Here is a 23,024-nt window from a genome sequence, read left to right as displayed (position 1 = left end):
CCTTTCGGATATTAATTTTTGTTATCATCATATTCAAATTCCATGATTTTATTTCCCAGCTTTCTCTTATCGATATCGTCTAATTCACTGGTTTCAGAACTTCCCATATTTTCTTCCCATTCGTACTTAACCTGCGTTGTTTTCTCATTATAATATTCCCTCTCCTCTTCCTCTTTACAGCTTACGCAAAGGGTTGCGAACGGAATAGCTTTTAAACGCGCTTTCTTTATCGGCTGACCGCACTGTTCACATACTCCATAATGACCTGCTCTGATTCGGGCAAGGGCATCTTCAATCTGTTTCAACTCTCTAACATCTTCCACCGCAACCAGCATTTCCAGATCGCCATTGAGAACACTAGAAGCAATTTCCGCAATATCCGTTAATTTTCCATTATTTGCATCCCGATACTTCTTGAAACGCTCTTCAACTTCCCGTAATAAAATATTCTTTTTGTTCAAAAGAATATTTTCCATTTGTTTTAATTCTTTCTTTTGCATGAAATCACTGTAACTCCCATTATAAGAGACTAAATATCCAAATTCTTAACTTCTAAGGCATGTTTTTCAATGAACTCTTTTCTTCTCTGAACATCTTTTCCTGCTAAGGTACTGAAAATAGCATCTGCTTTGGCAGCGTCTTCTACCTTTACTTTCAATAATGTCCTTGTGTTGATACTCATCGTTGTTTCAGCAAGTTCTTCTGCATTCATCTCGCCTAAGCCTTTGTAACGCTGTATTTCCAAACCTTTTCTTCCTATTTCCCGTATTTTTGATAAGACGTCATTCAGAGAATGAGCATATATTTCCGTATCATCTGAGATTAATTTGTATCTGGGTTTCTCGCTCGCGCCCTCTCCGAAGTATTCGTCTATTGAAAAGACATAATTTTCTATCATCTTTACTGTTTTCTCAATTTCTTTGCTTTCGTGATATTCCAGCACACCTATTGCTCCTTCTTCCCTTTCCCGTTTTGCCTCTCCTGTATCGTTCTCTTCAACAATCTCCAGCTCTTTCCCTTCTGCCTGCTGCTTTTCTTTTATAAACCTTTCCAACTCTTCTTCGGAATAAAGATACGATATTCCCTTCCTGTATGATACTTTGTATAAAGGGAAGCTTCCACTCTCTTTGTTCCTGAGTTTTAAAAATTTATCCAGAGATATACCCTTTTTTCTCAAGGTTTTTACATATTCTTCTATCTGTATTAAGAGCTGTAATAATTTCTTCAGCTTTGAATTATCCAATTTCTCTTTTTTCCCGTTTTCCATCTCCATAACAGTTTCTTCAGCCCCCAGAGTAATCAAGGTCTTCTGCAGCTCCCTGTCATCATAGATATATTCCTGCTTCTTATGTTTTTTTACTTTGTACAGAGGTGGCTGAGCGATGTAGATATGTCCTTTTTCTATTAATTCTATCATTTGGCGGAAGAAAAAAGTCAACAGGAGCGTCCTGATATGCGCCCCGTCAATATCGGCATCCGTCATAATAATTATCTTAGCATACCGCAGATTACTTAAATTAAACTCGTCCGCTCCTATGCCTGTCCCCATGGCAGATATTAATGTTCGAATTTCTTCATTGCCTAACATCTTATCGATGCGGGCCTTTTCGACGTTTATAATAACACCTTTCAATGGCAGAATAGCCTGGAATGTCCGGTCTCTTCCCTGCTTTGCTGTGCCACCTGCAGAGATACCTTCAACGAGAAACAGTTCAGAGGTCTCAAAATCCCGGGATGAACAGTCTGCTAATTTTCCAGGAAGGCTTGAGCTGCTTAATGCTCCTTTTCTCCTTGTCAAATCTCTGGCTTTGCGGGCGGCTTCTCTTGCCCTGGCAGCTTCAATTCCCTTGTTGATAATGGCTTTCGCTGTCGATGGTGTCTCTTCGCAATAGATCCCAAGCTGCTCATTTATTACTGCCTCTACAAGACCCTGTATTTCACGATTGCCGAGTTTTGTCTTTGTCTGTCCCTCAAATTGCGGGTCAGGCAGCTTAATACTTACAACCGCTGTAAGTCCTTCTCTATAGTCATCGCCTGTGGGCGCTTTCTCCTCATTCAAAAGCCCTTTATTCTTTGCGTAGTTATTCAGGGTTCTTGTAAGAGCTGCTCTAAAACCACTCAGGTGAGTGCCGCCTTCTACCGTATTGATATTATTTGCGAAAGAATACACGTTCTCACTATAGCTATCATTATATTGCAAGGCCACTTCTATGATGGTTCCATCTATTTCTTTTTCAATATAAATTATATCTTTGTGGATTACCTCTTTTCCTTCATTTAATTCTTTTATAAACGCCTTTGTCCCGCCTTCATATTTAAATGTTTCAATTTTATCGGTTCTTTCATCTGATAAGGTTATCTTTATTCCTTTGTTTAAGAAGGCATATTCTCTTAATCTTTTTGCTATCGTCTCGAAGCAGAAGTTTCTATCCTCAAAGATTTCAGGATCCGGCTTAAAAATAACCTTCGTGCCTCTTTTTTTAGTAACCCCTCTTACCTCTACTTTCGACTTTACTTCGCCTTTCTCATAGCGTTGAAAATATACATGTCCATCCCTTTTTACCTCGACCTCCATCCACTCGCTTAAGGCATTCACAACAGACACCCCAACGCCATGCAAACCGCCGGATACCTTATAACTCTTATGTTCGAACTTGCCTCCAGCGTGTAACATCGTCATAACTACTTCTAGTGCAGACTTATTTGTCTCTTTATGTACATCAACGGGAATACCTCTGCCATCATCCACAACTGCCAGGCTTCCATCAATATTTATTTTCACCTGTATATTTTCGCAGAAGCCTGCAACAGCTTCATCCACACTATTGCAAACGACCTCTTCTACCAGATGATGCAATCCCTTGATTGTAGTATCACCTATGTACATGGCAGGCCTTTTTCTAACCGCTTCTATACCCCCAAGTACTTTTATAGATGTCGCATCATACGTGTCTTGGTTTATCGCTAAATTACTTTTTTCCGACGTCATTTAAGATCCCTACTTTAAAATGAATGTCCTCTATATACCGAGTCTTTAATATGGTATTAATTCTGTCAATTATAGCATTTTTCTCAAAATTAGTCAAATGATGAATCATAACGGATGATTCTACAATTACATATAACACACCATTCTTAAAGCCTGTAATTTTAGTAATTTGGCAAACCTCATTACCCACGATATTGCCCCATGCATTTTTTATACTCTGATAAGTTCTATCATTGTATTTTTTTGGAAACGCATCTTTTAATATCTGGCCAATTCTCATAACCTTATTCTTGCCAAAAAAATACCTTTCAGGTAATTCTTCCTTCATATAAGATCTCCCGGCTACTTTAACTCAACGGGCATAATAACATTTAACTGCTCATAGCCAGTCTTAAATATTGCAGCATCACTCGCGTTTTTTAATTCCATAGTAACTACATCATTATCAGAAACCTTTAAGACATCTAAAACATAATCAGGATTGAAACTTATCTCTAACTCTGGTCCGTCATAGCTAGCAGCAATCTCTAGTTCAGTTTCTCCAATATCCATAGCCTTTGACAGGAGTATTAACTTATCTTTCCGGTAAACAAATTTCACAACACGGTACCCCTCACTTGTCATAAACGATGCCATTCTTACGGTAGATAGTAATTCATCTCTATTTATTTCAACCCTCTTATCATTCTCTTTAGGAATAACTTCTTCGTACTTTGGATATTGACCATCTATCAGTTGAGATATTACCTCACCGCTTTCACCTTTAAATCTTATCTGCGACTCGCCTATCCCAACCTTTAAAGCCCCTTTACATTCTGACGTGAAACGCTGTAAAAATGTCAGACATTTCACGGTAACTATCCCCTCCATCGGGATTCCATCAGGATTGCTCACTTTACGTTTTACTGTAGACAACCTATTTCCATCTGCTGCAGCCATAGTAATATCATCTTTACCTATTCTGATAAAAATACCACAAAGGGTGCTTCTTGCCCTTACCGTTGACACTGCATGAGCAACCTTTCCTACCATATCAGCAAAAACTTCACCATCTATCTCAATAAAACCCTTAATATCATTTGCGTAAATTTCAGGAAATTGCCCAAAATCTTCTCCTACTACCTTAAAATATCCACCCTTTGATTTTATTGTACAGTTACTCCCTTCTACCACTATGGATATCTCATCATTACCAGACCATTCTCTGAGAATATTATTAACACGGACCGCTGGCAAAACGATACCGCCCTCACCTGTATAATCTTTTACCGGCAATGTGTATCTGACCAACACCTCCAGATCGGTCGATGTCAATTCCGCTTTCCCATCCCTAACCTCTAATCTCACTCCCTGCAACACATTTTTTACAGTTGAAGACGGAACTATACTGGTTACCAGATTAAAACCCCTGTATAAATCAACACCAACAAAATTTAAATTCATTTGTCATTCCTATCTTTATATATTAAATAAATTTTTAATCAGTCGTATTACTCTATGAAGATAAACCATAATAAAAAGTATAAATGGCTATAACAACTCATGATACGTTAGATAAAACAATGTAAAAAACATGTAGATAGCTATTCTAAAAAATAAGGGATATCTTACCGGTCTGCCCAAAAGGCCTGTCCATGAACAAAGATATTTTACATAAAATAAACATTCACTTTTGTAATTCACTTTCCAGCTTTTGCAGGATAAAAAGGAGGTTTTTATCCTTTTTCGACATTTTTACTATCTTCTCGTCTGCATGAATTACCGTTGAATGATCCCTTCCGCCGATATATCCTCCAATCTCCTTTAACGACATACTCGTTAGTTTTCTCGATAAATACATTGCTATCTGACGCGGTAACGTAAGATTCCTTGCTCTACACTTAGACTGAAGCTGTGATACACTTACATTAAATCTATTCGAAACGGCCTTAAGAACAATCTCAATATTAACTGTTTTCTTATCCCCTAATATTTCCCGGGAAATCTTTTTAACCAGATCTAACGTAATACAATTCTTTGTTATCTTCGATTCCTTGCTAAGTCTCGCTATTGCGCCCTCAAGTTCTCTGATATTACCAGGTATATTTTCCGCAAGATACAGGGCGGATTCATGAGATAAACTGATACCCCACAAGAACGCCTTTTTTTCAACGATAGCAGTTCGTGTTTCTATAGCCGGATTGTCTATGCCGCACAAAAGCCCCCATTTAAATCGGGAAACAAGTCTGTCCTCTAAAGAGTTTATAGACTCCGGGGGACAATCGCTCGTAATAACAATCTGCTTTCTCGCATTATAAAGCGCATTAAATGTATGAAAAAATTCCTCCCTGCATCCCTGGGAATTCTCGAAAAAATGTATATCATCAATTAAGAGCACATCCACGTTCCTGTACAATCTTCTAAACGAGTCCCAGCTATTCGAACGTATCGTAGAAATGTAATGATTTACAAAATGTTCACAAGACAGGTAAAGCGTCTTTAACGTGCGCTTCGACAGCAACACATTATTTATTGCATGCAAAAGATGTGTCTTACCGAGACCTGACATCCCATGTATAAAAAGGGGATTATAAGCATGCCCCGGGGATTCGGAGACAGCAATAGCTGCCGCATGTGCCAACCTGTTACACGATCCTACAACAAAATTCTCAAAACTGTAATACTTATTGAGCGGTATAGCGCAATACTGTTCAGAGACAGCAGCAATTGACAAAGTAGAATTTTCATTATAAGGAAAGGCTAATGTCCTCCCATAAATTTCATTTTCTGTAGAAAAAATCACTTCTCTCAGGGAATTCAGCACTTTATAGATAGCGCCTGAAAATAAATCCGTATAATTACTATATAACCACTCCCTGATAAAATCATTCGGCGCAATAAACGTAATACTGTTATCTGTAACAGTATGTATCTTAAGACAGGAAAACCATATATCAAACTGCTGTGCAGTAACTACCTTCTTTATCTCAGATAACATACTTTTCAGTATGAAATCTTTCTCGATTTCAGAAATAGTCCCCCCTTTGGCGGATATTTCCAGTGTTATATCAGATTGTTCAAAACTGTTAGGCATGTGTACAAGCAAGAAAGTATAATGAGTAAGAATTACTCTTGATTCAATATTGCCTAAATCCTGCAAACAAGCTAAAGTTTCATTATAGGACCAGACAGAAAAGGTAGAATTTCCAGAGGATTTGAGAATTGAAAACAATTTCAAGGAATTTTACCTTTTCGATGGAGAATATACCACAAAAAGAGACAAGAAAGCAACCGAAAATCAAGACAGAGGAAACAGGGTGAACGATAAAGGAAAGAACCATCAGGTATCGGTTATGGCAAAGATGGAAAAATTATTTATTGCTAAAACTATTATACAAACATAAACTTATGAACCTTAAAAATTTTTTTTGTTGGGTTATTAATAAGCTATGGAATAATAAATTCAGGCATTATTAGCCTCACCTCGCCTTTTGTAATATCTACCTGGCTCGTTTTGCTGTTCAATACTAAGATCAAATCAATTTTCTATCGGAAGTCTGAAGAAAAAAAGATCCATAAAGAAGATTGATAAATCTTGACCTCATCGGGTTTTTATTTGACACCGCTATATCACATAAGGCATAATGGTAAAATATTTTATGAAAGTAAAATGCAAGATATGGTTAGAAGAGAAGGACGGAGTAGCCTTTGCTGAAGGACGAAGGATGCTTCTGGAGGCTGTAAATCGCCTGGGATCATTACATGCAGCAGCGAAAGAACTCGGCATGTCGTACCGGGCGGCATGGGGAAAGATCAAGGCCACAGAGAAGGTGTTGGGTGTAAAATTATTGGAGGTTACTACCGGGGGAAAAGGCGGGGGCGGGGCTATCCTGACATCAGAGGCAGAGGAACTGATTCTGAAATATAAAAAGTACACAGAAAGGATGACTTCATTGATGGAAAAGGAATTCAAACGTATTTTTGGAAACAAAAAATCGTAACTATTCGATTTTAAAATTCTGTGATAATGGCACATGGCGAATAGACTTTACGGAACAATTGTAAATATAGTACAGGGGCAGATCCATGCCCACGTTCAAATCCTATGGAAGGACATACCACTCAGCGTTATCATTACAAGGGCTTCCTGTGAGGATATGCGCCTTTCGGTGGGTGATACTATTTCTGTGCTTATCAAGGGCACGGATATTATGCTTGCAAAAGCATTATCAGGAATGCTCAGCGCAAGGAATAAGGCAAGGGGAATTGTAAGACAGATTATTCAGGGGGATGTGTTATCAAAGGTTTTTGTAGAGTCTCAGGGTGATATGCTCCATGCCATTATTACCAATGCTTCTCTCAGAGAAATGAATCTTCAGAAGGAGGATGAAGTAACAGCTATTGTAAAATCAACGGAACTAATATTATCGAAGGAAATTTAGTTATGAGAAAAATGCAGAGAGATACACAACCAAGGGTAACGGAGCTGTTTTTATTTATATTCGTTATGTCTTTATTGGCATAACAATAAAAGGGAGAATACATGCGAAATAAATGGTTTCAATGTGGCGCATCTCTGGCTGCGGTATTTTGCGTTATACATGCTGGCGGTATGACGCGGGGTATATTTGCTCAGGATATTGTACAGACCCGTGAGACTTCCGAAAGTGAAGTAGGTGATTTGGAAAGACAATTAAAACAAATGGAAGAAGCGCTTTTAGTACAGCAGAAAATGATGAAGCAGATGGAGGCATTAGCGTTAAGCCAACAAGAGCAAATCAAAGAAATGCAAAATCGTATCGAGCATATCAGTGAAAAACCTGCACCAACTACACAGGAAGAAATAAAAGAAGAAGTGAAACAGGAAGTAGAAAACTACCTCGCATCGAACGGGGCGCGGGAGAAATTGGGTTTGGGCTTACCTGGCAAATATGAACCTGTTAACGGCTATTATCTGCCCGACAAGGAAAAGGCCTCTATAGGTTTTCAAACAAGAGACGGAAACTATTCTTTAAACGTTGGGTTCAGAATGCAGACGCGATTGACCTATAAGGACAACGATGATGATTTTGAAGAACCTGATAAAACCGATATTGATGTGCGCAGGGCAAGGCTTTGTTTTGGCGGCAATATCTATAACAAGGATGTAAATTATTACGTGGAAATCGATGGAGACAGCTTTGAGGTAAATCTGAGGGATTATTATGTCTGGTGGTCGCCCCGCGAGGAATTAAATATAAAGACGGGTTATTTTAAGGTACCCGCCAACCGACAATGGAATTCATCAGGTTTTAAACTCTTGCTCCAGGATAGGTCCATTGCCAGCGATGCCTTTAAACAGGATCGTGATTATGGTCTGGATATTTTCGGAAAACCGTTTGATGGCCACCTGGAATACCATGCAGCAGTTTTTCGCGGCGCCGGCCAGAATCCCTCAAAGGCGCTGGGAAAGGATGAAAATATCGACAATGAACTCCTGTATGTATTTACCACACGATATTATCCCTTTGGATGGTACAACTCCTATAATTTAGCAACGGGTTGGGAGGAGACTGATCTGAAATACGAAGAGAATTTTAAGGCCGTAATTGGCGCATCGGTGGTCTATAATGGGAAGGAGAGAGACAGGAAGCTGGCGGATACCAATTCTATCATTGGTAATATTGATCTGGGTATGAGGTACCGGGGGTTTACCTGGGATAGTGAATATTACATAAGGGAAAATGACCCTGAAGACGATGGTGATTCAATAACTTCGGACGGTTTTTATACTCAGGCAGGATATTTTGTGTTGCCCAAAAAACTGGAACTGGCAGCCCGTTACTCTATGCTTGACCCTGACAACGATTTGCCAGATGATGTTCAAAAGGAGTATTCAGCTGGCATCAATTATTACCTCCGTGGCCATCGTTCAAAGATACAGGCGGATATAGCCCGCTTTGTAACAGATACCAAAGACACGGACAAAAACGAAAACAGATTTAGATTACAATATCAGTTAATATTTTAGAGGAGGGCGCAATGGTTTTGAGAGGGCCTGAAAAGTGGGTTACGAGTTTTATCCCGATAGTATGTACAACCTGGTTCATGTTTTTATTGATAGCTTTCCACCATAATGTTTGCGCAGATGAAAAAATCCTTATTGCGGCAGCAGCCAATCTGAACCCTGTTATGGATGAGATTTGTAAAGGATTTGAGAAGGCATACCCCACTATCGATGTAAAAGTATCATATGGTTCTTCCGGTAATTTTTTTGCTCAAATTAAACAGGGGGCGCCTTTTGATATATTTTTCTCAGCCGATACAACCTATCCGGCGCGTCTGGAAGAGGAGGGTTTGGCGGTAAAGGGGGAGGGAAAAATTTACGCCTTTGGAAGTATCGTGCTTTGGATACCGAAGAATTCTGCATTAAATCCCCGGAAGGGATTACCTGTCGTTTTAGACCAGAAAGTGAAAAAGCTGGCCATTGCAAATCAAAGACTAGCGCCCTATGGCATGGCAGCCGAGGAGGCGCTTCGATACTATGGATTATGGGAGAAGGTTCAGGATAAACTGGTCTTCGGGGAAAGTATCTCACAAACAGCACAATTCGTCCAGTCAGGTGCAGCAGACGCTGGAATTATTGCCCTGTCTCAGGCAATTTCACCAAAAATGGAAAGCGATGGAGACTATTGGGTCATATCCACTGAATCATATAATAAACTTGGGCAAGCTTATGTTGTCCTGCAAAGAGGCAAAGATAAGCCCGGTGTCAGGAAATTCCTGGAATTTGTGCAAGGGAAAAAAGGAGAAAAAATACTTTCTCAACACGGCTATTCACTTCCGAAGTAAATTAACAATACCTATTTAAAATTGTTCTTGGATTTATGGCGGGAATAGGCGTTGGCGTGTTCAGCAGTATGCTTGATGTTGCCGGAGGAGAATTAATTATTCCAACTATCATATTGCTGTTTTCTGTTGATATTGAGCTTGCCGGCAGCTTAAGTCTTGCCATTAGCATTCCAACAATTATAATGGGACTTGTAAAATACAAAAATCAACAACTTTTGAACGGCAGCAATTTCCTCTTATTTCCTTCCTATTACTAGGCTCTATCGCAGGAGCGTTGATCGGAAGTCGTCTTTTAAGCTATGCGCCCGGGTCCGTTTTGCATGTATTTCTTGGAGTAATATTGTTGTTTTCAGCTATCAGATTATTGAGAAGGAAAGAACAATGAATTTTATAACACCACTCCTTTTGACTCTAAAGCTTTCCATCGTTACCATGGTTTTATTATTTATTATAGGTATCCCTCTTGCCTACTGGCTTGCCTTCTCAACGTTACGATTAAAGTTTATTGTGGAATCTGTAATAGCTTTACCTCTTGTCCTTCCACCCACAGTTTTGGGCTTTTATCTCCTTATGGCCATTGGAAGAAATAGTTTTATTGGGTATTGGTACGAAGGTATTTTTAATAAGACACTCGCCTTCTCCTTTCAAGGACTTGTTATAGGTTCATTCATGTATAATCTGCCCTTTGCAATACGGCCATTTCAATTGGCTTTTACAGGAGTGGATAAAAAATTACTTGAAGCTTCATGGAGTCTGGGCAGGTCTAAATTATATACCTTCCTCTTCATTATCTTTCCACTCTCCCGGCAAGGTGTTATAACAGGCTGCATACTCTCCTTTGCGCACTGTGTGGGTGAATTTGGGGTTGTTCTTATGATCGGAGGAAACATCCCGGGAATTACCAGAGTTGCATCGGTAGCTATCTACGATGAAGTACAGGCGCTGAATTACGGAACTGCAAATATCTATGCAGCCATTTTGCTGGCATTTTCATTTGTAATACTCGCGGTAGTATATTTTATCAATAGACGTTTTTTTATGCGCATGTTCTAAGAGTATTCCACACACTACGTAATGATCTTAATTTGAGCAAAAGCAAACAGAGGGAAACCAGAGTATTCGTTTGGTTGTCAGCTACAATAGCTTTTATACTTATACCGCGGAGGTCTTGTTTTGCTAAAAATTTGTATTGAGAAAACATGGAGAGAATTCAAACTCAAGGTAGATTTTGAGATCCCTCATGAAAAAGTAACAGCCTTATTTGGTCCTTCAGGGTCAGGTAAGACAAGTACCTTGCGTTTTATTTCAGGTTTGGAAATGGCCGACGACGGAACAATCACATATGGAGAAGAAATATGGTTTCATAAAATAAAAAGGATTAACATACCCCTGCAGCAGCGTTCTATAGGGTTTTTATTTCAGGACTATGCCTTATTTCCTCATATGACCGTGGAAAAGAACGTAGCATATGGAATAAGAGGGAAAGAAAGACTAAGAGAAGTAAAAGAACTCATATCGCTGGTAGGTCTATCCGGCTACGAACGTTATTATCCCGGCCAGCTATCCGGGGGGCAAAAACAGAGGATTGCCCTGATCAGGGCCTTGGCAAGAAAACCCAAAATCCTTCTCCTGGATGAACCACTTTCTGCTTTGGATCTGGAGACGCGATTACGATTGCAGGAAGATTTAAAGCGGATTATTCAACAATTTCATACAACGACACTGTTTGTAACTCACGATGTAACGGAGGTATATAAACTAGCCGACTATGTAATCGTGCTGGAATCAGGCAGGGTGGTTAAACAGGGAACGCCGGAAGAGATATTTATGGGAAAGAGGCTAAGCACCCGTATCCAGATCGCAGGAAAGGTAGTTGGTATAGAATCCGACCCTATCATCGCTGCTGTTACTATTCTCCATGGAGACCAGTATTTTAAGGCCCTCGTAGATACGGAAGAAGTACACCACTTGAACTTAATGATAGGAGATAATGTTGTAATCGGAGCCAAATCTTCTGACGTGATCTTATTTAAAGTCTTAACAAAATCTTAATACAATCTTAACATATTCTTAACAATTCTATGATATACATTACACAAATCATGTAAGGCAAAAGTTTATAAAAGTCCATCCATAGGGGTTTATTTTCTCATAAGTATGGAATACGATATAGATATAAAAGGACAGCAAAAAACGAAGATAAAGCTGGAAAACGTATCCTTTTACTATGGGGAATCCCAGGTGATAGATGCTATCTCCATGGATTTTTTTGAGCGCAAGGTCACCGCCATTATAGGACCTTCGGGGTGTGGAAAATCAACCTTAATTAAATCGGTCAATCGTATTTCCGAAATTACTACTAAGGTAAAAATCGAAGGAAAGGTCTTGTTAGACCATAAAAATGTTTATGACAGGGATGTTGATCTCGTAGATCTGAGGCGGCGTGTTGGCATGGTATTCCAGAGGCCTAATCCTTTTCCTAAATCTATTTACGATAATGTGGCCTTTGGTCCGAGGCTTCGTGGAATAAGCAATAGGAAACAGTTACATGAGATTGTAGAATATAGTTTGACCAAGGCAGCCCTTTGGAATGAAGTTAAAGACCGGCTCAATCAGAGTGCAATTGGACTTTCCGGAGGACAACAGCAACGACTATGCATTGCACGGGCGTTGGCAGTTGATCCGGAAGTCTTGTTAATGGATGAACCGTGTTCCGCTCTTGATCCAATAGCAACAGCAAGGATTGAAGAACTTATTGAGGATTTAAAAAAGTTCTATACCATAGTAATCGTTACCCATAGCATGCAACAGGCCGCACGTATATCTGATTATACAGGATTTTTATTGCAAGGACAATTAATAGAGTATAATATAACCACTGAAATATTTACCAACCCTGACAAGAGGGCCACTGAAGACTATATCACGGGAAGATTCGGATAATATATCATTCAATGTAAAAATTACTATTTTTTCTGTAACTCGGAGTTCTCTATGCTCTCTGTAGTGAATTTTTGCACATATTTATATGGAAAGACATTTCGATCAACAATTAGGGGCATTGAGAAAGAACCTCATTCAGATGGCATCCTGCGTGGAGACTGCTATTGCCAACGCCGTGAAATCCCTGATTGAAAGGAATAGCGAGCTGGCTAGCCTTGTTGTGCAGAACGATGAACAGGTAGATATCTTAGAATTAGAGATTGATAAACAATGTGTGGATTTACTTGCATTGCGGCAGCCTCTGGCTATTGATCTCCGGTTTATTACCTCATCAATTAAGATTACCAATAACCTCGAACGTATGGGCGATCTTGCTGTCAATATTGCAGAACGCGTAATTCCTCTCAACCAGGAACCACAATTAAAACCGCTCATCGATATTCCAAGGATGGCTACTATTACTCAAACGATGGTTAAGGATAGTATCGATGCCTTTGTAAACCGGGATACAGAACTAGCGCGATCGGTATACGAGCGGGATTCTACGGTAGATGCCCTGAATGATCAGATTTTCCGTGAATTATTAACCTACATGATACAAGATCCTGCAAATATAACACGCGCCGTTCACTTAATGCTGATTTCCCGTCATCTCGAAAGAATTGCCGATCACTCTACCAATATTGCCGAAGAGGTGGTGTATATTGTTAAAGCAAAAGTTGTCAAACATCGGGCGCATGCCTTTGAAGAACCGTAAAACAGCTATAAGTGATATGCCGCTCAGGCTTTTTGTGCCCGTAAATCTTTTTACAAAATAAGAAAAACATATTACACGCTTTTTCTGTTGGCAATGGAAGGTTTACTATGATAGACTAAACACCGATTTAGACTAATTTTAGAGAGAAAACTTTGGAATACCGTTACTGTGGAAACGAACGAAAAGAATTTAGTAGAAATATCTGTCGTAGGCGAAATCACAAGCCCGATTGTCGGCTCGCAACCTTATAGCGTAACGCCCGAGGGAAAACCTGTTATACTCCCAAGCGTAGGTGGAATTACCTACAATGTGAAGGTAGGCGATAGCGCCATTCAGTGGGAGGCAGATCATGTAGAACCTTGTGTATCTGTTAAAAATAAGGACCGGGATGAGAACGGGGCGCTTAATTTACTATCCTGTATTGGAAATACTGCCAAAGTTATAACGGGTGATGCAAAAGGGAGCATAGGTATTGTAACAGGAAAACACGGTGGTATTGAGAACGTATTGGTTGATTTTGAAGATAAAATTCTGGAAAAGCTCACTATTGGGGATAAAATACTTATTCGCAGCGTTGGATTAGGTTTATCTTTTATAGAATATCCACATATTAAACCGATCAATATATCTCCAAATCTTCTCAAGGTGTTACCCATTCGTCAGGATAAAACAAGCGGTATACTCCATATTCCCGTAACACATGCTATTCCTGCTGCCATTATGGGTTCAGGTTTGGGATCTCAACACTGTTGCCGTGGAGATTATGATATACAACTCTTTGATAAAGAACATAGAGAAAAGTATCATCTTCAAACACTGCGTTTCGGTGATATAGTAGCAATCATGGACGCTGACCATACGTATGGAAGAATCTATAAAACCGGAGCAATAAGTATAGGGGTAATTGTACACAGTAATTGCGTAACTGCAGGGCATGGCCCGGGAGTAACAACATTACTTACATCCGCCGAAGGCAAAATTATCCCGTACATAGATGCTAAGGCGAACATCTCTTTTTATTTAAATATAGGGCGATTCAGGAAAAGATCAAACAAAAAAGATATATAACTTTTTATATTAACCTGCGATACATAAAATATACTTGACTTTTCTTGCTAAAATAATATAATTTGAATCTTTTAAACCTTCGTATCTTAACCTAATTTTATAGGAGAGGAGATATTTGTCTATTGTGAGTGTTCAGGAATTGATTGATGCAGGATTTCATTTTGGTCATCGGACGAGCAGGTGGAATCCAAAAATGAAACCGTATATTTATGGCAAGCGAAATTTGATCCATATTATTAATTTACGTGAAACAGTAAGAGGGCTTGTTATAGCACAGAAGTTTTTAACAAATCTTGCCCAGACAAACAAAGATATATTATTTGTAGGCACCAAATGGCAGGCACGTGACATCGTTATACGCGAAGCCCAACGCTCCGGAATGCACTATGTAAGCGAACGTTGGTTAGGTGGTACACTAACAAATTTCGATACCATTCGGAAACGGTTAGAACGGCTGGATGAATTAGAGAGTATGGAACAAACGGGAGCTATTAATCAATTTAGCAAAAAGGCAATTTCTTCTCTTAACAGAGAACGTAAAAAAATACTATCGAACCTGGAAGGTATTCGCAAAATGACCTCGCTTCCCAGTGCTCTTATAATAGTTGATCCAAGACACGAGCATAATGCCGTGAGCGAAGCAAGAAAATTGGGAATTCCAACAGTATGCCTTGCTGATACAGATTGCGATCCTGATATGATAGATGTTTGTGTACCTGGGAACGATGATGCTATACGATCTATTAATCTCTTTTTAACTAAGACAGCAGACGCTATCTTGGTTGGCAAAGAGATGGCGACCACGATAGCGAAAGTTTAATAAGGATATCGAATATTCAGAATAAGACCCTGCCATTTTCTATAAAAGACAGAGTATATTTACCTATAATAAATAGTTAGCAAGTCTGACTACTGCCTTCAAAGAGCATTTCATAGGGATTTCCAATCTTGAATGTTTCTCTCCGGAGAATGGTATTTTGGTATAGGGAAACAATAGCAGTTTTTATTATATTAACGGAGGATGTTCATGGCGGATATATCGAGTATTACAAAATTAAGGGAGCTGACTGGCGCCGGCATATTGGAATGTAAAGGCGCCCTGGATGAAGTAAAAGGAGATTTCGAAAAAGCTCTCGATATTATCAAAAAGAAGGGGTTTGCTAAAGCTGCGAAAAAAGAGCAACGGGCAACTGCCGAAGGCAGAATTGGCTCATATATCCATACGAACGGGAAATTAGGTGTGCTTGTAGAATTGAATTGCGAAACGGATTTTGTGGCAAAGAATGATGTCTTCCAGCAATTCCTGAAAGATCTCTGCATGCAGGTGGCTGCAACCAAACCCATTGCCGTCAAAAGGGAAGATATTCCTGCCCATATTATAGAAGAACAAAAAAAGATATTTATGGAAGAGGCAAAGGAAAAACCCGCGAATATTGCTGAGAAGATTACCCTCGGAAAGATAGAAAATTTCTATAAAGAAAAATGTCTTTTGGAACAGACATTTATAAAAGACACTACGAAAACTATTAAGGATTTATTGATTGCAAATATCGCAAAAATAGGTGAAAATATTAAAATAAATCGTTTTGCTCGGTTCGAAGTAGGTGAAGGTTAACTTACGAAAAGACGTTCTTATACATCCATTTCAATGCAAAGCAATATTAAATATAAACGGGCATTATTAAAGGTAAGCGGCGAAGGTTTTGGTAATGAAAATGGGAGAGGTATTGAGACAGGGCGGTTTATCACTTTAGCGAAAGAAATACAAAAGGTCTCTGAGATAGGAGCAGAACTAGCAGTTGTTGTTGGCGGTGGTAATATACTTCGCGGTGCAAGGTTGGGAAGTGTAGGAAAATCGAGAGTACAGGCGGATCAAGTAGGAATGATTGCTACCGTAGTTAATGCGCTATTTTTGCAGGATATTCTGGAGGGTTTTAATGTAAAGGTTCATGTCGTAAGCGCTGTTGAGATTAAAGATATTACAGAACCTTTTAAGATCCGAGCTTGTTTACAGTATTTAAAAGAAAAAGATATCATTATCTTTGCGGGTGGGACAGGAAACCCTTATTTTACAACAGATACTGCAGCAGCTTTGCGTGCAATTGAAATCAGCGCAGATGTGATGTTAAAGGCAACACAGGTTGATGGGGTATATACCGATGATCCCATAAAGAATGCATCTGCAAAACGATACGAGAAGTTAACGTATATGGATGTTTTAAGTAATCGGCTGGGCGTAATGGATTTGACAGCAATTTCCTTAAGTATGGAAAATAAATTGCCAATTATCGTTTTTAACATGAATGAGCGGGAAAATATCAAAAAGGCAATTATAGGCGAATCGGTTGGCACATATATTGGGGAATAAAAAATATGGGTAAAGAATCGATATGTAAAGATGCAAGGGTTAAAATGGAAAAAGCCATTACACACCTGCAAGAGGAATTAAGGGGTTTAAGGACAGGCAGAGCCAATACAGGACTGGTAGAAAATATAAAAATAGAATGTTATGGAGATATATCGCCATTAAAACAATTAGCGGCTATCTCAACACCCGACGCCCAATCGATTGTGATTAAACCTTACGACCCTTCTGTTATTTCAAACATCGAAAAGGGTATATTAAAATCGGATCTCGGTCTAACTCCTGCAGTTGAGGGAAAGATGTTACGTATCGTCATTCCACCGCTTAACGAGGAACGACGAAAGAAACTCTCTGTGCACGCAAAGGATTTCGGTGAGACTGCGAAGGTAGTCTTGCGGAATATAAGACATGAGGCTATTAAGCATGCCGAGAAAGAAGAAAAAGAGGGAATTCTGACCGAGGATGATGCCAAACGTACTAAGGATGATATACAAAAGATCATCCATGAGTTCGAGGGAAAAGCGAACGATTTCGTTAAGAAAAAAACAGAAGAGATACTTAAAGTATAGAACTGCAGAGCAGCACTATTCATTAAGTAAAGATATTTTTTATATGTACAAATAAAAATAAAGGATGTATAATGGGGGCATAGCTCAGTTGGTAGAGCACCGCCCTTTTAAGGCGGGCGTCGATGGTTCGAGTCCATCTGCCCTCATAATTAGCCAATGTATGGCCCCATCGTCTAGCCTGGTCTAGGACAACAGATTTTCGATCTGTGAACTGGGGTTCAAATCCCCATGGGGTCATTTCTCTAAAAACAAAAAAGCCGTGAAAAATTGAGTCTCACGGCTTTTTTGTTTTCATTGGTTTCCAAAATGCACAATGTGCTAGATAATAATCCTTTTTCCTTCTCCAAGCGTTGCTTTTGTTAGTTCTTCCATAAGCTCATTCAATCGAGGAACCATAGAAAGAGGATCAAAGATAACCCCGTCCTGCATTAATGCGTTTTCAAATAACTGTTGGACTATTTTTTCAACTAACGGCTGATAACCAGGATTCTCATTCATCCTGGCAAGATTCTGGATCATCTGATTTTTCCTGTTGATCTCCATAATCTTCTTGGATGCTTTATACTTGTTATCTACCATTTGTATAAGTTTTTGGACATGTACGCTTGGTCCTCCCTCTGGGTTTACCAGGCAACACGGACTATCACTCAATCTGTGTGATTCCTTTACGTCAATTACCTTATCTGCCAAAACTACCCTCATTGTTTTCAAAAGATGCTTAAATGTCTCTTCATAATTTTGAGGCTCTTTCGAGATGTCTATAATCTTGCTATCAGTATCCTTGAGTAAATCAAGATCAGCCTGGTCTACCGAACGAATGGATTTCTTCTCAAATTCCATAAGGCCGGAAAGGAGAAATTCATCATGAGGATCCACTAAATACAACACCTCTACACCTTTTTTACGGAATATCTCAAGGTAAGGACTTTTTTCTATCGTTTCCCGGTTTACCGCCGTTATATAGTAAATCTCTTTTTGGTCAGGCTTCATTCTGTCCACATATTCTTTCAGAGAAATCAGGCCGTCTGAATCTGTACATACCGAAGAATTAAATCTTAACAGGTTTGCTAAAAGATCCCGATTATCAAAATCGAGATGCACTCCCTCTTTTAAAATTTTTCCGAATTGCCTCCAGAAGGCTTCGTATTTCTCCTTCTCATTTTTCGCCATGTCTTGTAAAAGCAATAGTATTTGTTTACTAAGAATACCCTTAATTTTATGGATGATCCTATTATCCTGAAACGTTTCCCTTGAGATATTCAGAGGGATGTCTGCGGAGTCTACTACCCCCCGAATAAACCTCAAATATTCAGGCAAAAGCATTTTGCAATCAGATTGAATCAGGACCTTATTTGAGTAAAGTTGAACCCCATGTTCTAGTTTTTTAAATCCGTAGACTTCGTAATTAGTAGCAGGGCAATATAATATACTGTAAAACTGAATAGGTGCTTCGGCAGAGGTATGAAGCCGGAACAGAGGCGTCTCTTCAGTGTTTGAAATAAACTTGTAGAATTCATTGTACTGTTCGTCTTTAATATCTTTCTTAGGTTCTTTCCAGATAGCCGTAATTTGGTTGGCCTTTTCACCACAAACTATGATAGGAAAGCTTACAAAATTGGAATATTTTTTAATAATGGATTCTATTCTGGATTTTTCCGTATATTCTTTTTCATCCTCTTTAAGATGAACGATAATATCGGTACCCCGATTTTCCTTTTCAATAGAATGTAAGAAATATTTCCCAGTGCCATCTGAATGCCATTCAAATGCGGATTCGTTCTTCTTACAGGATTTTGTCCTAACCCTGACTTCATCTGCCACCATAAATACGGAATAGAATCCTACCCCAAATTGACCTATGATATTTGAATCCTTCTTCGCCTGCTCGGATAAATTTGCTATAAACTCCAATGAACCTGATTTTGCAATGGTACCGATGTTTTGAATAATCTCATCCCTGGTCATTCCAACGCCGGTATCGCTAATTGTTACGGTTCTTTTTTTTTCATCGGTACTTATAGTAATCTCAAGAGGTAGGTCTTTCCCTTCATGTTCCTGATTCGTGAGAGAAATAAACCGCATCTTGGTTAATGCATCTGATGCGTTTGAGATAAGCTCTCTGAGAAATACCTCTTTATGGGTATACAAGGAGTGGGAAAGGATGTTCAATAGCTTCTTGATTTCCGCTTGAAACTCAAAACTCTCTTCACGTTTAATTTCTTCGCTCATGCACATCTCCTAAATAAATCTTTTATTACAATAGTAGTAATCTGAAACATCTGTGGTAAGTTTTTAAAGTAACAAATCTAAAGGGAATTGTCAATACAATCGAAATTCCAGCTCTCCTCAGTTGAGACCTCATGAATTCCTCTCTGATTCATGCTTGACACAAGAAACGTATCTTGATAAACTCCAGCACATTTCCCCCTTTTCTAAAGGGGGATCAAGGGGTATTACTTCTCCTTTGTTTTACTCTGATATTCAACTTGCTTGCAATGAGGCTATTAAAAAATAACCTTTTTTCGGCAGCTTCCAGATTAGGGTTGCACCTTATTGTGAGTAATTACGAAACTCCTGTACATTAAATTGGGACAAATTATTATGACATTTCAAGAAATTATACTGAAACTACAGAACTATTGGGCAGATTACGGTTGTGTGATATGGCAACCTTATGATATCGAAAAAGGAGCCGGCACCTTTAATCCTGCGACGTTTCTTAAAGCATTAGGCCCGGAGCCATGGAAATGTGCTTATGTTGAACCCTCGCGACGGCCAACTGATGGCAGATATGGTGAAAACCCAAACAGACTGCAACACTATTATCAATTTCAGGTGGTAGTTAAACCTGCGCCTGATGACTCGCAGAATATCTACCTGAACAGTTTAAGATCTTTAGGTATCGATCTTATCAAACACGATGTACGGTTTGTTGAAGATGACTGGGAATCGCCAACTCTTGGGGCTACCGGTCTTGGTTGGGAAGTATGGCTGGATGGAATGGAAGTTACGCAGTTTACGTATTTTCAACAGGTAGGCGGGATCGAACTTGAGCCTATCACGCTTGAACTTACATACGGGCTTGAGCGCATTGCCATGTTCATTCAGGAAAAAGAATCTGTTTTTGATCTCGAATGGGTCAAGGGTTACACATACGGAGACATTCACAAACAGGATGAGATTCAGTTCTCCACATATAATTTCAAGGTAGCAGATACAGCGATGCTCTTCCAGCTTTTTGATATGTATGAAAAAGAGTGTCAGAAGCTCTTAAAAGAAGATTTGGTACTGCCGGCGTATGATTACGTTCTCAAATGCTCACATGCCTTTAACATGCTGGATGCACGGGGGGTTATCGGAGTAACACAACGCACTGGCTATATCGGAAGGGTGCGAAACCTTGCCAGGCGCTGTGCAGAGAGCTATGTTCGGCTACGTGAGACACTGCATTGGCCACTCCTGAAAGATAGCCCCGTGGCAACAACTCACCATGGAAAAACACAGATAGAGTATTGATAGTACAGAACAAAGGAGGATAATCAATTACCTCGCTTATAAACCCTGAGCTATGTTCTCGCCGGTAATAAGCCCATCTACGATATTAAGATATTTCCACTTCTCTAATATCATCTTAAGAGGTACTGCCTTTTGACTCTCACCTCCTACCACAAGGAGGATATAAGGTTTTTTACTTTGTTTTTGCATACTGTTTTCAATCTCGCAAAAATTTATCGTAAATATAGAACTAAAGAAGTTTGCTGCATCAATAAGATCTTGTCTGGATACTGCTATGCTGTTAGGAGCAAATTTTTTTAGCCTCTCTATTTGCTCATATTCGTTATAGAGAAATTTTCCATTCTCTTGCTCAAAAACCTGTGTTACTAAATGATGAAACAAGAATCCGTTTTTATTAAATGGAGCGAATGCTATCTCGCCCATAATATCAAAATTTTTTATGAATGATTGTAAACGCAGATTATAGACATGATGCATAAATCCTGTTACAGGGAAATTCCATTTTATACTACCTAAGCCAAAAATAACTATATCGCTTTGAAGTATCCGATCGCTAAATCCAAGCATTTTTTGAGTCCTGATACGTTGATTGACAATTTCGTACAGTGATTCCCTGCTATATAGATTAGATGTTTCTGGAAGTTGATATGCGTGGGCAATATCAATGTTTAATTTTCTGTTTAATAATTGAGATACAATATGAAGTGGAGTCAATTCTATTAAACTGCTTGATCTTAAAGCTACACAACCTGAGAAAAGCACCTTTATATCCGTGTTCTCTAGTTCATCCGCTAAACTCATTACGGTAGCAAAAACACTGTTTCCACCTGATGCGGATATCTTAACTTCTATCTTATTAATCTCCTCTGTTCCTTTAGTTCTGCTATTTACCATTTCAGTTTTTTTCTCAAGTATATCGTTTATCTTTCTTACTAAAACGTCAGAAGCATACTTGCCTATTTGATCGAAATAGTTCCTGGTGGAAACAAAATAATCAGGATTTTTAAAGATTACTATATCATCGAGATTGTAAGTGCTCTTCAGCTTCTCTTCCAGTACTGCGCTTCTCTCATCATAGAACATCTTTAACGGGGCAGTTTTCTTTTTTTCCCAACGCGATAACCGTTTAGAAACTAATGATTGCGAAATATCTAATTCGTTGGCAATTTCCTTTTGTGTTACAAACCGGGGCCATTTATTATAAATGACTTTTGCAATTTTATTGTCCAGCTCAAGCTGACTAGAGATCGTCCTGGGCCTGGAGTTTTTACGTTTCATATTTTTTTTTATTGCCATAATAATTCCTTAAGAAACGACCGGCAGGCATTAATTCCTATAAGCAGAAGTATAGTACCAAACGAGATCAAATGAAGTCTGGAATATTAATAATACCAATAGTATAGATGGTAAGTATTTACATAAGTAATTATCACAAATATTATTTAATAATAATTTATCATAAAATATTATGTATGTAAATACTTATTATTTAAATTGTTATAATTATTAGTAATATTTATGTCTATATAATAGCGTATTTTAACATATATATTATCGTAGTAATAACCTGCCGATATAGTATAATATTGTGCAATTTTAGTGTAACCTTAAAGCCTTTCTTAATTATAGCTGGAGAGCAATTAGTACCTTACATATTAAACGAGAAAGGTTTATTTCTTCAACCCTGACAATAGAAAGGAGGTGTAAATCAGATCTTTGTATAAGGCCTGAAATACTTTTTTGTTATTTTTGAAGATGTTTATAAAAAAGTATTTATGCTGAAAAAGGAGTGTTTGTTATATCTATAGAAAACTTTGTTTTATTGTTGCGTAATGTTAATCACGGTATAAAAAGGTAAAAAAGGAGAGCATTATGTATAACTTTTTAAAAGTAACATTAATGTCAGCATTAATAGGTTGCGGGGCGATGGGAGCTGCATCCAGTCTCATGCTGAAAGAAGCAAAGGCAGTAGAAATTATCACCCACTGGGTACCTCATGAAGTATAT

24 protein-coding genes and 2 tRNA genes are annotated in these 23,024 nt (G+C 38.7%); 19 read left to right on the top strand and 7 right to left on the bottom strand.

Annotated features, from left to right (window positions below; genetic code table 11):
• Window positions 1-11: 11 nt before the first annotated feature.
• From FBQ94_RS12890 to dnaA, 5 genes are all read right to left on the bottom strand, one after another.
• Window positions 12-500: a TraR/DksA family transcriptional regulator gene (locus FBQ94_RS12890; RefSeq protein WP_007220691.1), complete on the bottom strand. Its 489-nt coding sequence runs from the start codon at window positions 498-500 to the stop codon at window positions 12-14.
• 29 nt (window positions 501-529) lie between these two features.
• On the bottom strand, window positions 530-2,989 hold the full coding sequence (gyrB, locus tag FBQ94_RS12885) for a DNA topoisomerase (ATP-hydrolyzing) subunit B (protein WP_007220692.1): 2,460 nt from the start codon (window positions 2,987-2,989) through the stop codon (window positions 530-532).
• Window positions 2,970-3,317 (bottom strand): DciA family protein, encoded by a 348-nt coding sequence (locus FBQ94_RS12880; protein ID WP_007220693.1) that lies wholly within the window; start codon window positions 3,315-3,317, stop codon window positions 2,970-2,972. The genes gyrB and FBQ94_RS12880 overlap by 20 nt, the downstream gene beginning before the upstream one ends.
• Window positions 3,318-3,331: 14 nt before the next feature.
• Window positions 3,332-4,432: a DNA polymerase III subunit beta gene (dnaN, locus tag FBQ94_RS12875; protein WP_007220694.1), complete on the bottom strand. Its 1,101-nt coding sequence runs from the start codon at window positions 4,430-4,432 to the stop codon at window positions 3,332-3,334.
• 223 nt (window positions 4,433-4,655) lie between these two features.
• The gene (dnaA, locus tag FBQ94_RS12870) at window positions 4,656-6,062 is read right to left on the bottom strand and encodes a chromosomal replication initiator protein DnaA (RefSeq protein ID WP_051006149.1); all 1,407 of its coding nucleotides are present in this window, start codon (window positions 6,060-6,062) and stop codon (window positions 4,656-4,658) included.
• A 121-nt stretch (window positions 6,063-6,183) separates the two neighbouring features.
• On the opposite strand from dnaA, the gene FBQ94_RS12865 reads away from it, so the two are divergent.
• The 18 genes from FBQ94_RS12865 (at window position 6,184) to FBQ94_RS12785 (ending at window position 17,738) form a co-directional block, all read left to right on the top strand.
• Window positions 6,184-6,372, top strand: coding sequence for a hypothetical protein (locus FBQ94_RS12865; protein WP_007220696.1), 189 nt, complete (start codon window positions 6,184-6,186; stop codon window positions 6,370-6,372).
• A gap of 255 nt (window positions 6,373-6,627) precedes the next feature.
• On the top strand, window positions 6,628-6,969 hold the full coding sequence (locus FBQ94_RS12860; protein ID WP_007220697.1) for a winged helix-turn-helix domain-containing protein: 342 nt from the start codon (window positions 6,628-6,630) through the stop codon (window positions 6,967-6,969).
• A 33-nt stretch (window positions 6,970-7,002) separates the two neighbouring features.
• Window positions 7,003-7,410: a TOBE domain-containing protein gene (locus FBQ94_RS12855; protein ID WP_051006139.1), complete on the top strand. Its 408-nt coding sequence runs from the start codon at window positions 7,003-7,005 to the stop codon at window positions 7,408-7,410.
• Between the two features lie 101 nt (window positions 7,411-7,511).
• On the top strand, window positions 7,512-8,978 hold the full coding sequence (locus FBQ94_RS12850; RefSeq protein WP_007220699.1) for a putative porin: 1,467 nt from the start codon (window positions 7,512-7,514) through the stop codon (window positions 8,976-8,978).
• 11 nt (window positions 8,979-8,989) lie between these two features.
• Window positions 8,990-9,799, top strand: coding sequence for a molybdate ABC transporter substrate-binding protein (gene modA, locus FBQ94_RS12845; RefSeq protein WP_007220700.1), 810 nt, complete (start codon window positions 8,990-8,992; stop codon window positions 9,797-9,799).
• A 35-nt stretch (window positions 9,800-9,834) separates the two neighbouring features.
• Complete coding sequence (locus FBQ94_RS12840) at window positions 9,835-10,056, top strand: hypothetical protein (protein WP_051006140.1); 222 nt, start codon at window positions 9,835-9,837, stop codon at window positions 10,054-10,056.
• A 17-nt stretch (window positions 10,057-10,073) separates the two neighbouring features.
• A complete protein-coding gene (locus FBQ94_RS17510; RefSeq protein WP_352246775.1) occupies window positions 10,074-10,184 on the top strand; it encodes a hypothetical protein in 111 nt (36 codons plus the stop codon).
• Window positions 10,181-10,852, top strand: coding sequence for a molybdate ABC transporter permease subunit (modB, locus tag FBQ94_RS12835; RefSeq protein ID WP_007220702.1), 672 nt, complete (start codon window positions 10,181-10,183; stop codon window positions 10,850-10,852). Before FBQ94_RS17510 ends, modB begins: the two co-directional genes overlap by 4 nt.
• Before the next feature lie 120 nt (window positions 10,853-10,972).
• Window positions 10,973-11,851 carry an ATP-binding cassette domain-containing protein gene (locus tag FBQ94_RS12830; protein WP_007220703.1) on the top strand — a complete coding sequence of 293 codons (879 nt, stop codon included), beginning with the start codon at window positions 10,973-10,975 and terminating at the stop codon, window positions 11,849-11,851.
• 105 nt (window positions 11,852-11,956) lie between these two features.
• Window positions 11,957-12,742, top strand: a complete 786-nt coding sequence (gene pstB, locus FBQ94_RS12825; RefSeq protein WP_007220704.1) for a phosphate ABC transporter ATP-binding protein PstB — start codon at window positions 11,957-11,959, stop codon at window positions 12,740-12,742.
• An 85-nt stretch (window positions 12,743-12,827) separates the two neighbouring features.
• On the top strand, window positions 12,828-13,499 hold the full coding sequence (phoU, locus tag FBQ94_RS12820) for a phosphate signaling complex protein PhoU (RefSeq protein WP_007220705.1): 672 nt from the start codon (window positions 12,828-12,830) through the stop codon (window positions 13,497-13,499).
• Between the two features lie 168 nt (window positions 13,500-13,667).
• Window positions 13,668-14,567, top strand: a complete 900-nt coding sequence (locus FBQ94_RS12815; RefSeq protein ID WP_007220706.1) for a DUF4438 domain-containing protein — start codon at window positions 13,668-13,670, stop codon at window positions 14,565-14,567.
• A 124-nt stretch (window positions 14,568-14,691) separates the two neighbouring features.
• Entirely contained in the window at window positions 14,692-15,387 is a 696-nt protein-coding gene (gene rpsB / locus FBQ94_RS12810; RefSeq protein WP_007220707.1) for a 30S ribosomal protein S2, read from the top strand.
• 207 nt (window positions 15,388-15,594) lie between these two features.
• A complete protein-coding gene (locus FBQ94_RS12805; protein ID WP_007220708.1) occupies window positions 15,595-16,182 on the top strand; it encodes a translation elongation factor Ts in 588 nt (195 codons plus the stop codon).
• Between the two features lie 33 nt (window positions 16,183-16,215).
• Window positions 16,216-16,935, top strand: a complete 720-nt coding sequence (gene pyrH, locus FBQ94_RS12800) for a UMP kinase (protein ID WP_007220709.1) — start codon at window positions 16,216-16,218, stop codon at window positions 16,933-16,935.
• A 5-nt stretch (window positions 16,936-16,940) separates the two neighbouring features.
• Entirely contained in the window at window positions 16,941-17,501 is a 561-nt protein-coding gene (gene frr, locus FBQ94_RS12795; protein ID WP_007220710.1) for a ribosome recycling factor, read from the top strand.
• A gap of 73 nt (window positions 17,502-17,574) precedes the next feature.
• A tRNA-Lys gene (locus tag FBQ94_RS12790) sits at window positions 17,575-17,647 on the top strand.
• Window positions 17,648-17,663: 16 nt separating this feature from the next.
• A tRNA-Glu gene (locus tag FBQ94_RS12785) sits at window positions 17,664-17,738 on the top strand.
• 81 nt (window positions 17,739-17,819) lie between these two features.
• Here the strand turns inward: FBQ94_RS12785 and htpG are convergent.
• Window positions 17,820-19,730 carry a molecular chaperone HtpG gene (htpG, locus tag FBQ94_RS12780; protein ID WP_007220711.1) on the bottom strand — a complete coding sequence of 637 codons (1,911 nt, stop codon included), beginning with the start codon at window positions 19,728-19,730 and terminating at the stop codon, window positions 17,820-17,822.
• 372 nt (window positions 19,731-20,102) lie between these two features.
• Here htpG and FBQ94_RS12775 point away from each other — a divergent pair, with 372 nt between their 5' ends.
• On the top strand, window positions 20,103-21,017 hold the full coding sequence (locus tag FBQ94_RS12775; protein WP_007220712.1) for a glycine--tRNA ligase subunit alpha: 915 nt from the start codon (window positions 20,103-20,105) through the stop codon (window positions 21,015-21,017).
• Between the two features lie 36 nt (window positions 21,018-21,053).
• Here FBQ94_RS12775 and FBQ94_RS12770 read toward each other — a convergent pair whose 3' ends face one another.
• Complete coding sequence (locus FBQ94_RS12770) at window positions 21,054-22,313, bottom strand: sugar-binding transcriptional regulator (protein ID WP_007220713.1); 1,260 nt, start codon at window positions 22,311-22,313, stop codon at window positions 21,054-21,056.
• Between the last annotated feature and the right edge of the window lie 711 nt (window positions 22,314-23,024).

The organism is Candidatus Jettenia sp. AMX1 (genome assembly GCF_030263775.1).
Classification (GTDB): Bacteria; Planctomycetota; Brocadiia; order Brocadiales; family Brocadiaceae; genus Jettenia; species Jettenia caeni.
Note: the sequence above shows the minus strand (reverse complement) of the source record. Positions and strands in the feature narration are given on the sequence as shown.

Coding starts and splice junctions, on each gene's coding strand:
- modB (WP_007220702.1), top strand. CDS start 10,181: ATGAATTTTATAACACCACTCCTTTTGACTCTAAAGCTTTCCATCGTT.
- FBQ94_RS12775 (WP_007220712.1), top strand. CDS start 20,103: ATGACATTTCAAGAAATTATACTGAAACTACAGAACTATTGGGCAGAT.
- FBQ94_RS12880 (WP_007220693.1), bottom strand. CDS start 3,317: ATGAAGGAAGAATTACCTGAAAGGTATTTTTTTGGCAAGAATAAGGTT.
- FBQ94_RS12840 (WP_051006140.1), top strand. CDS start 9,835: ATGGCGGGAATAGGCGTTGGCGTGTTCAGCAGTATGCTTGATGTTGCC.
- modA (WP_007220700.1), top strand. CDS start 8,990: ATGGTTTTGAGAGGGCCTGAAAAGTGGGTTACGAGTTTTATCCCGATA.
- FBQ94_RS12805 (WP_007220708.1), top strand. CDS start 15,595: ATGGCGGATATATCGAGTATTACAAAATTAAGGGAGCTGACTGGCGCC.
- FBQ94_RS12890 (WP_007220691.1), bottom strand. CDS start 500: ATGCAAAAGAAAGAATTAAAACAAATGGAAAATATTCTTTTGAACAAA.
- FBQ94_RS12770 (WP_007220713.1), bottom strand. CDS start 22,313: ATGGCAATAAAAAAAAATATGAAACGTAAAAACTCCAGGCCCAGGACG.
- pstB (WP_007220704.1), top strand. CDS start 11,957: ATGGAATACGATATAGATATAAAAGGACAGCAAAAAACGAAGATAAAG.
- htpG (WP_007220711.1), bottom strand. CDS start 19,730: ATGAGCGAAGAAATTAAACGTGAAGAGAGTTTTGAGTTTCAAGCGGAA.
- dnaN (WP_007220694.1), bottom strand. CDS start 4,432: ATGAATTTAAATTTTGTTGGTGTTGATTTATACAGGGGTTTTAATCTG.
- pyrH (WP_007220709.1), top strand. CDS start 16,216: ATGCAAAGCAATATTAAATATAAACGGGCATTATTAAAGGTAAGCGGC.
- gyrB (WP_007220692.1), bottom strand. CDS start 2,989: ATGACGTCGGAAAAAAGTAATTTAGCGATAAACCAAGACACGTATGAT.
- FBQ94_RS12855 (WP_051006139.1), top strand. CDS start 7,003: ATGGCGAATAGACTTTACGGAACAATTGTAAATATAGTACAGGGGCAG.
- FBQ94_RS12860 (WP_007220697.1), top strand. CDS start 6,628: ATGAAAGTAAAATGCAAGATATGGTTAGAAGAGAAGGACGGAGTAGCC.
- frr (WP_007220710.1), top strand. CDS start 16,941: ATGGGTAAAGAATCGATATGTAAAGATGCAAGGGTTAAAATGGAAAAA.
- phoU (WP_007220705.1), top strand. CDS start 12,828: ATGGAAAGACATTTCGATCAACAATTAGGGGCATTGAGAAAGAACCTC.
- FBQ94_RS12850 (WP_007220699.1), top strand. CDS start 7,512: ATGCGAAATAAATGGTTTCAATGTGGCGCATCTCTGGCTGCGGTATTT.
- dnaA (WP_051006149.1), bottom strand. CDS start 6,062: ATGCCTAACAGTTTTGAACAATCTGATATAACACTGGAAATATCCGCC.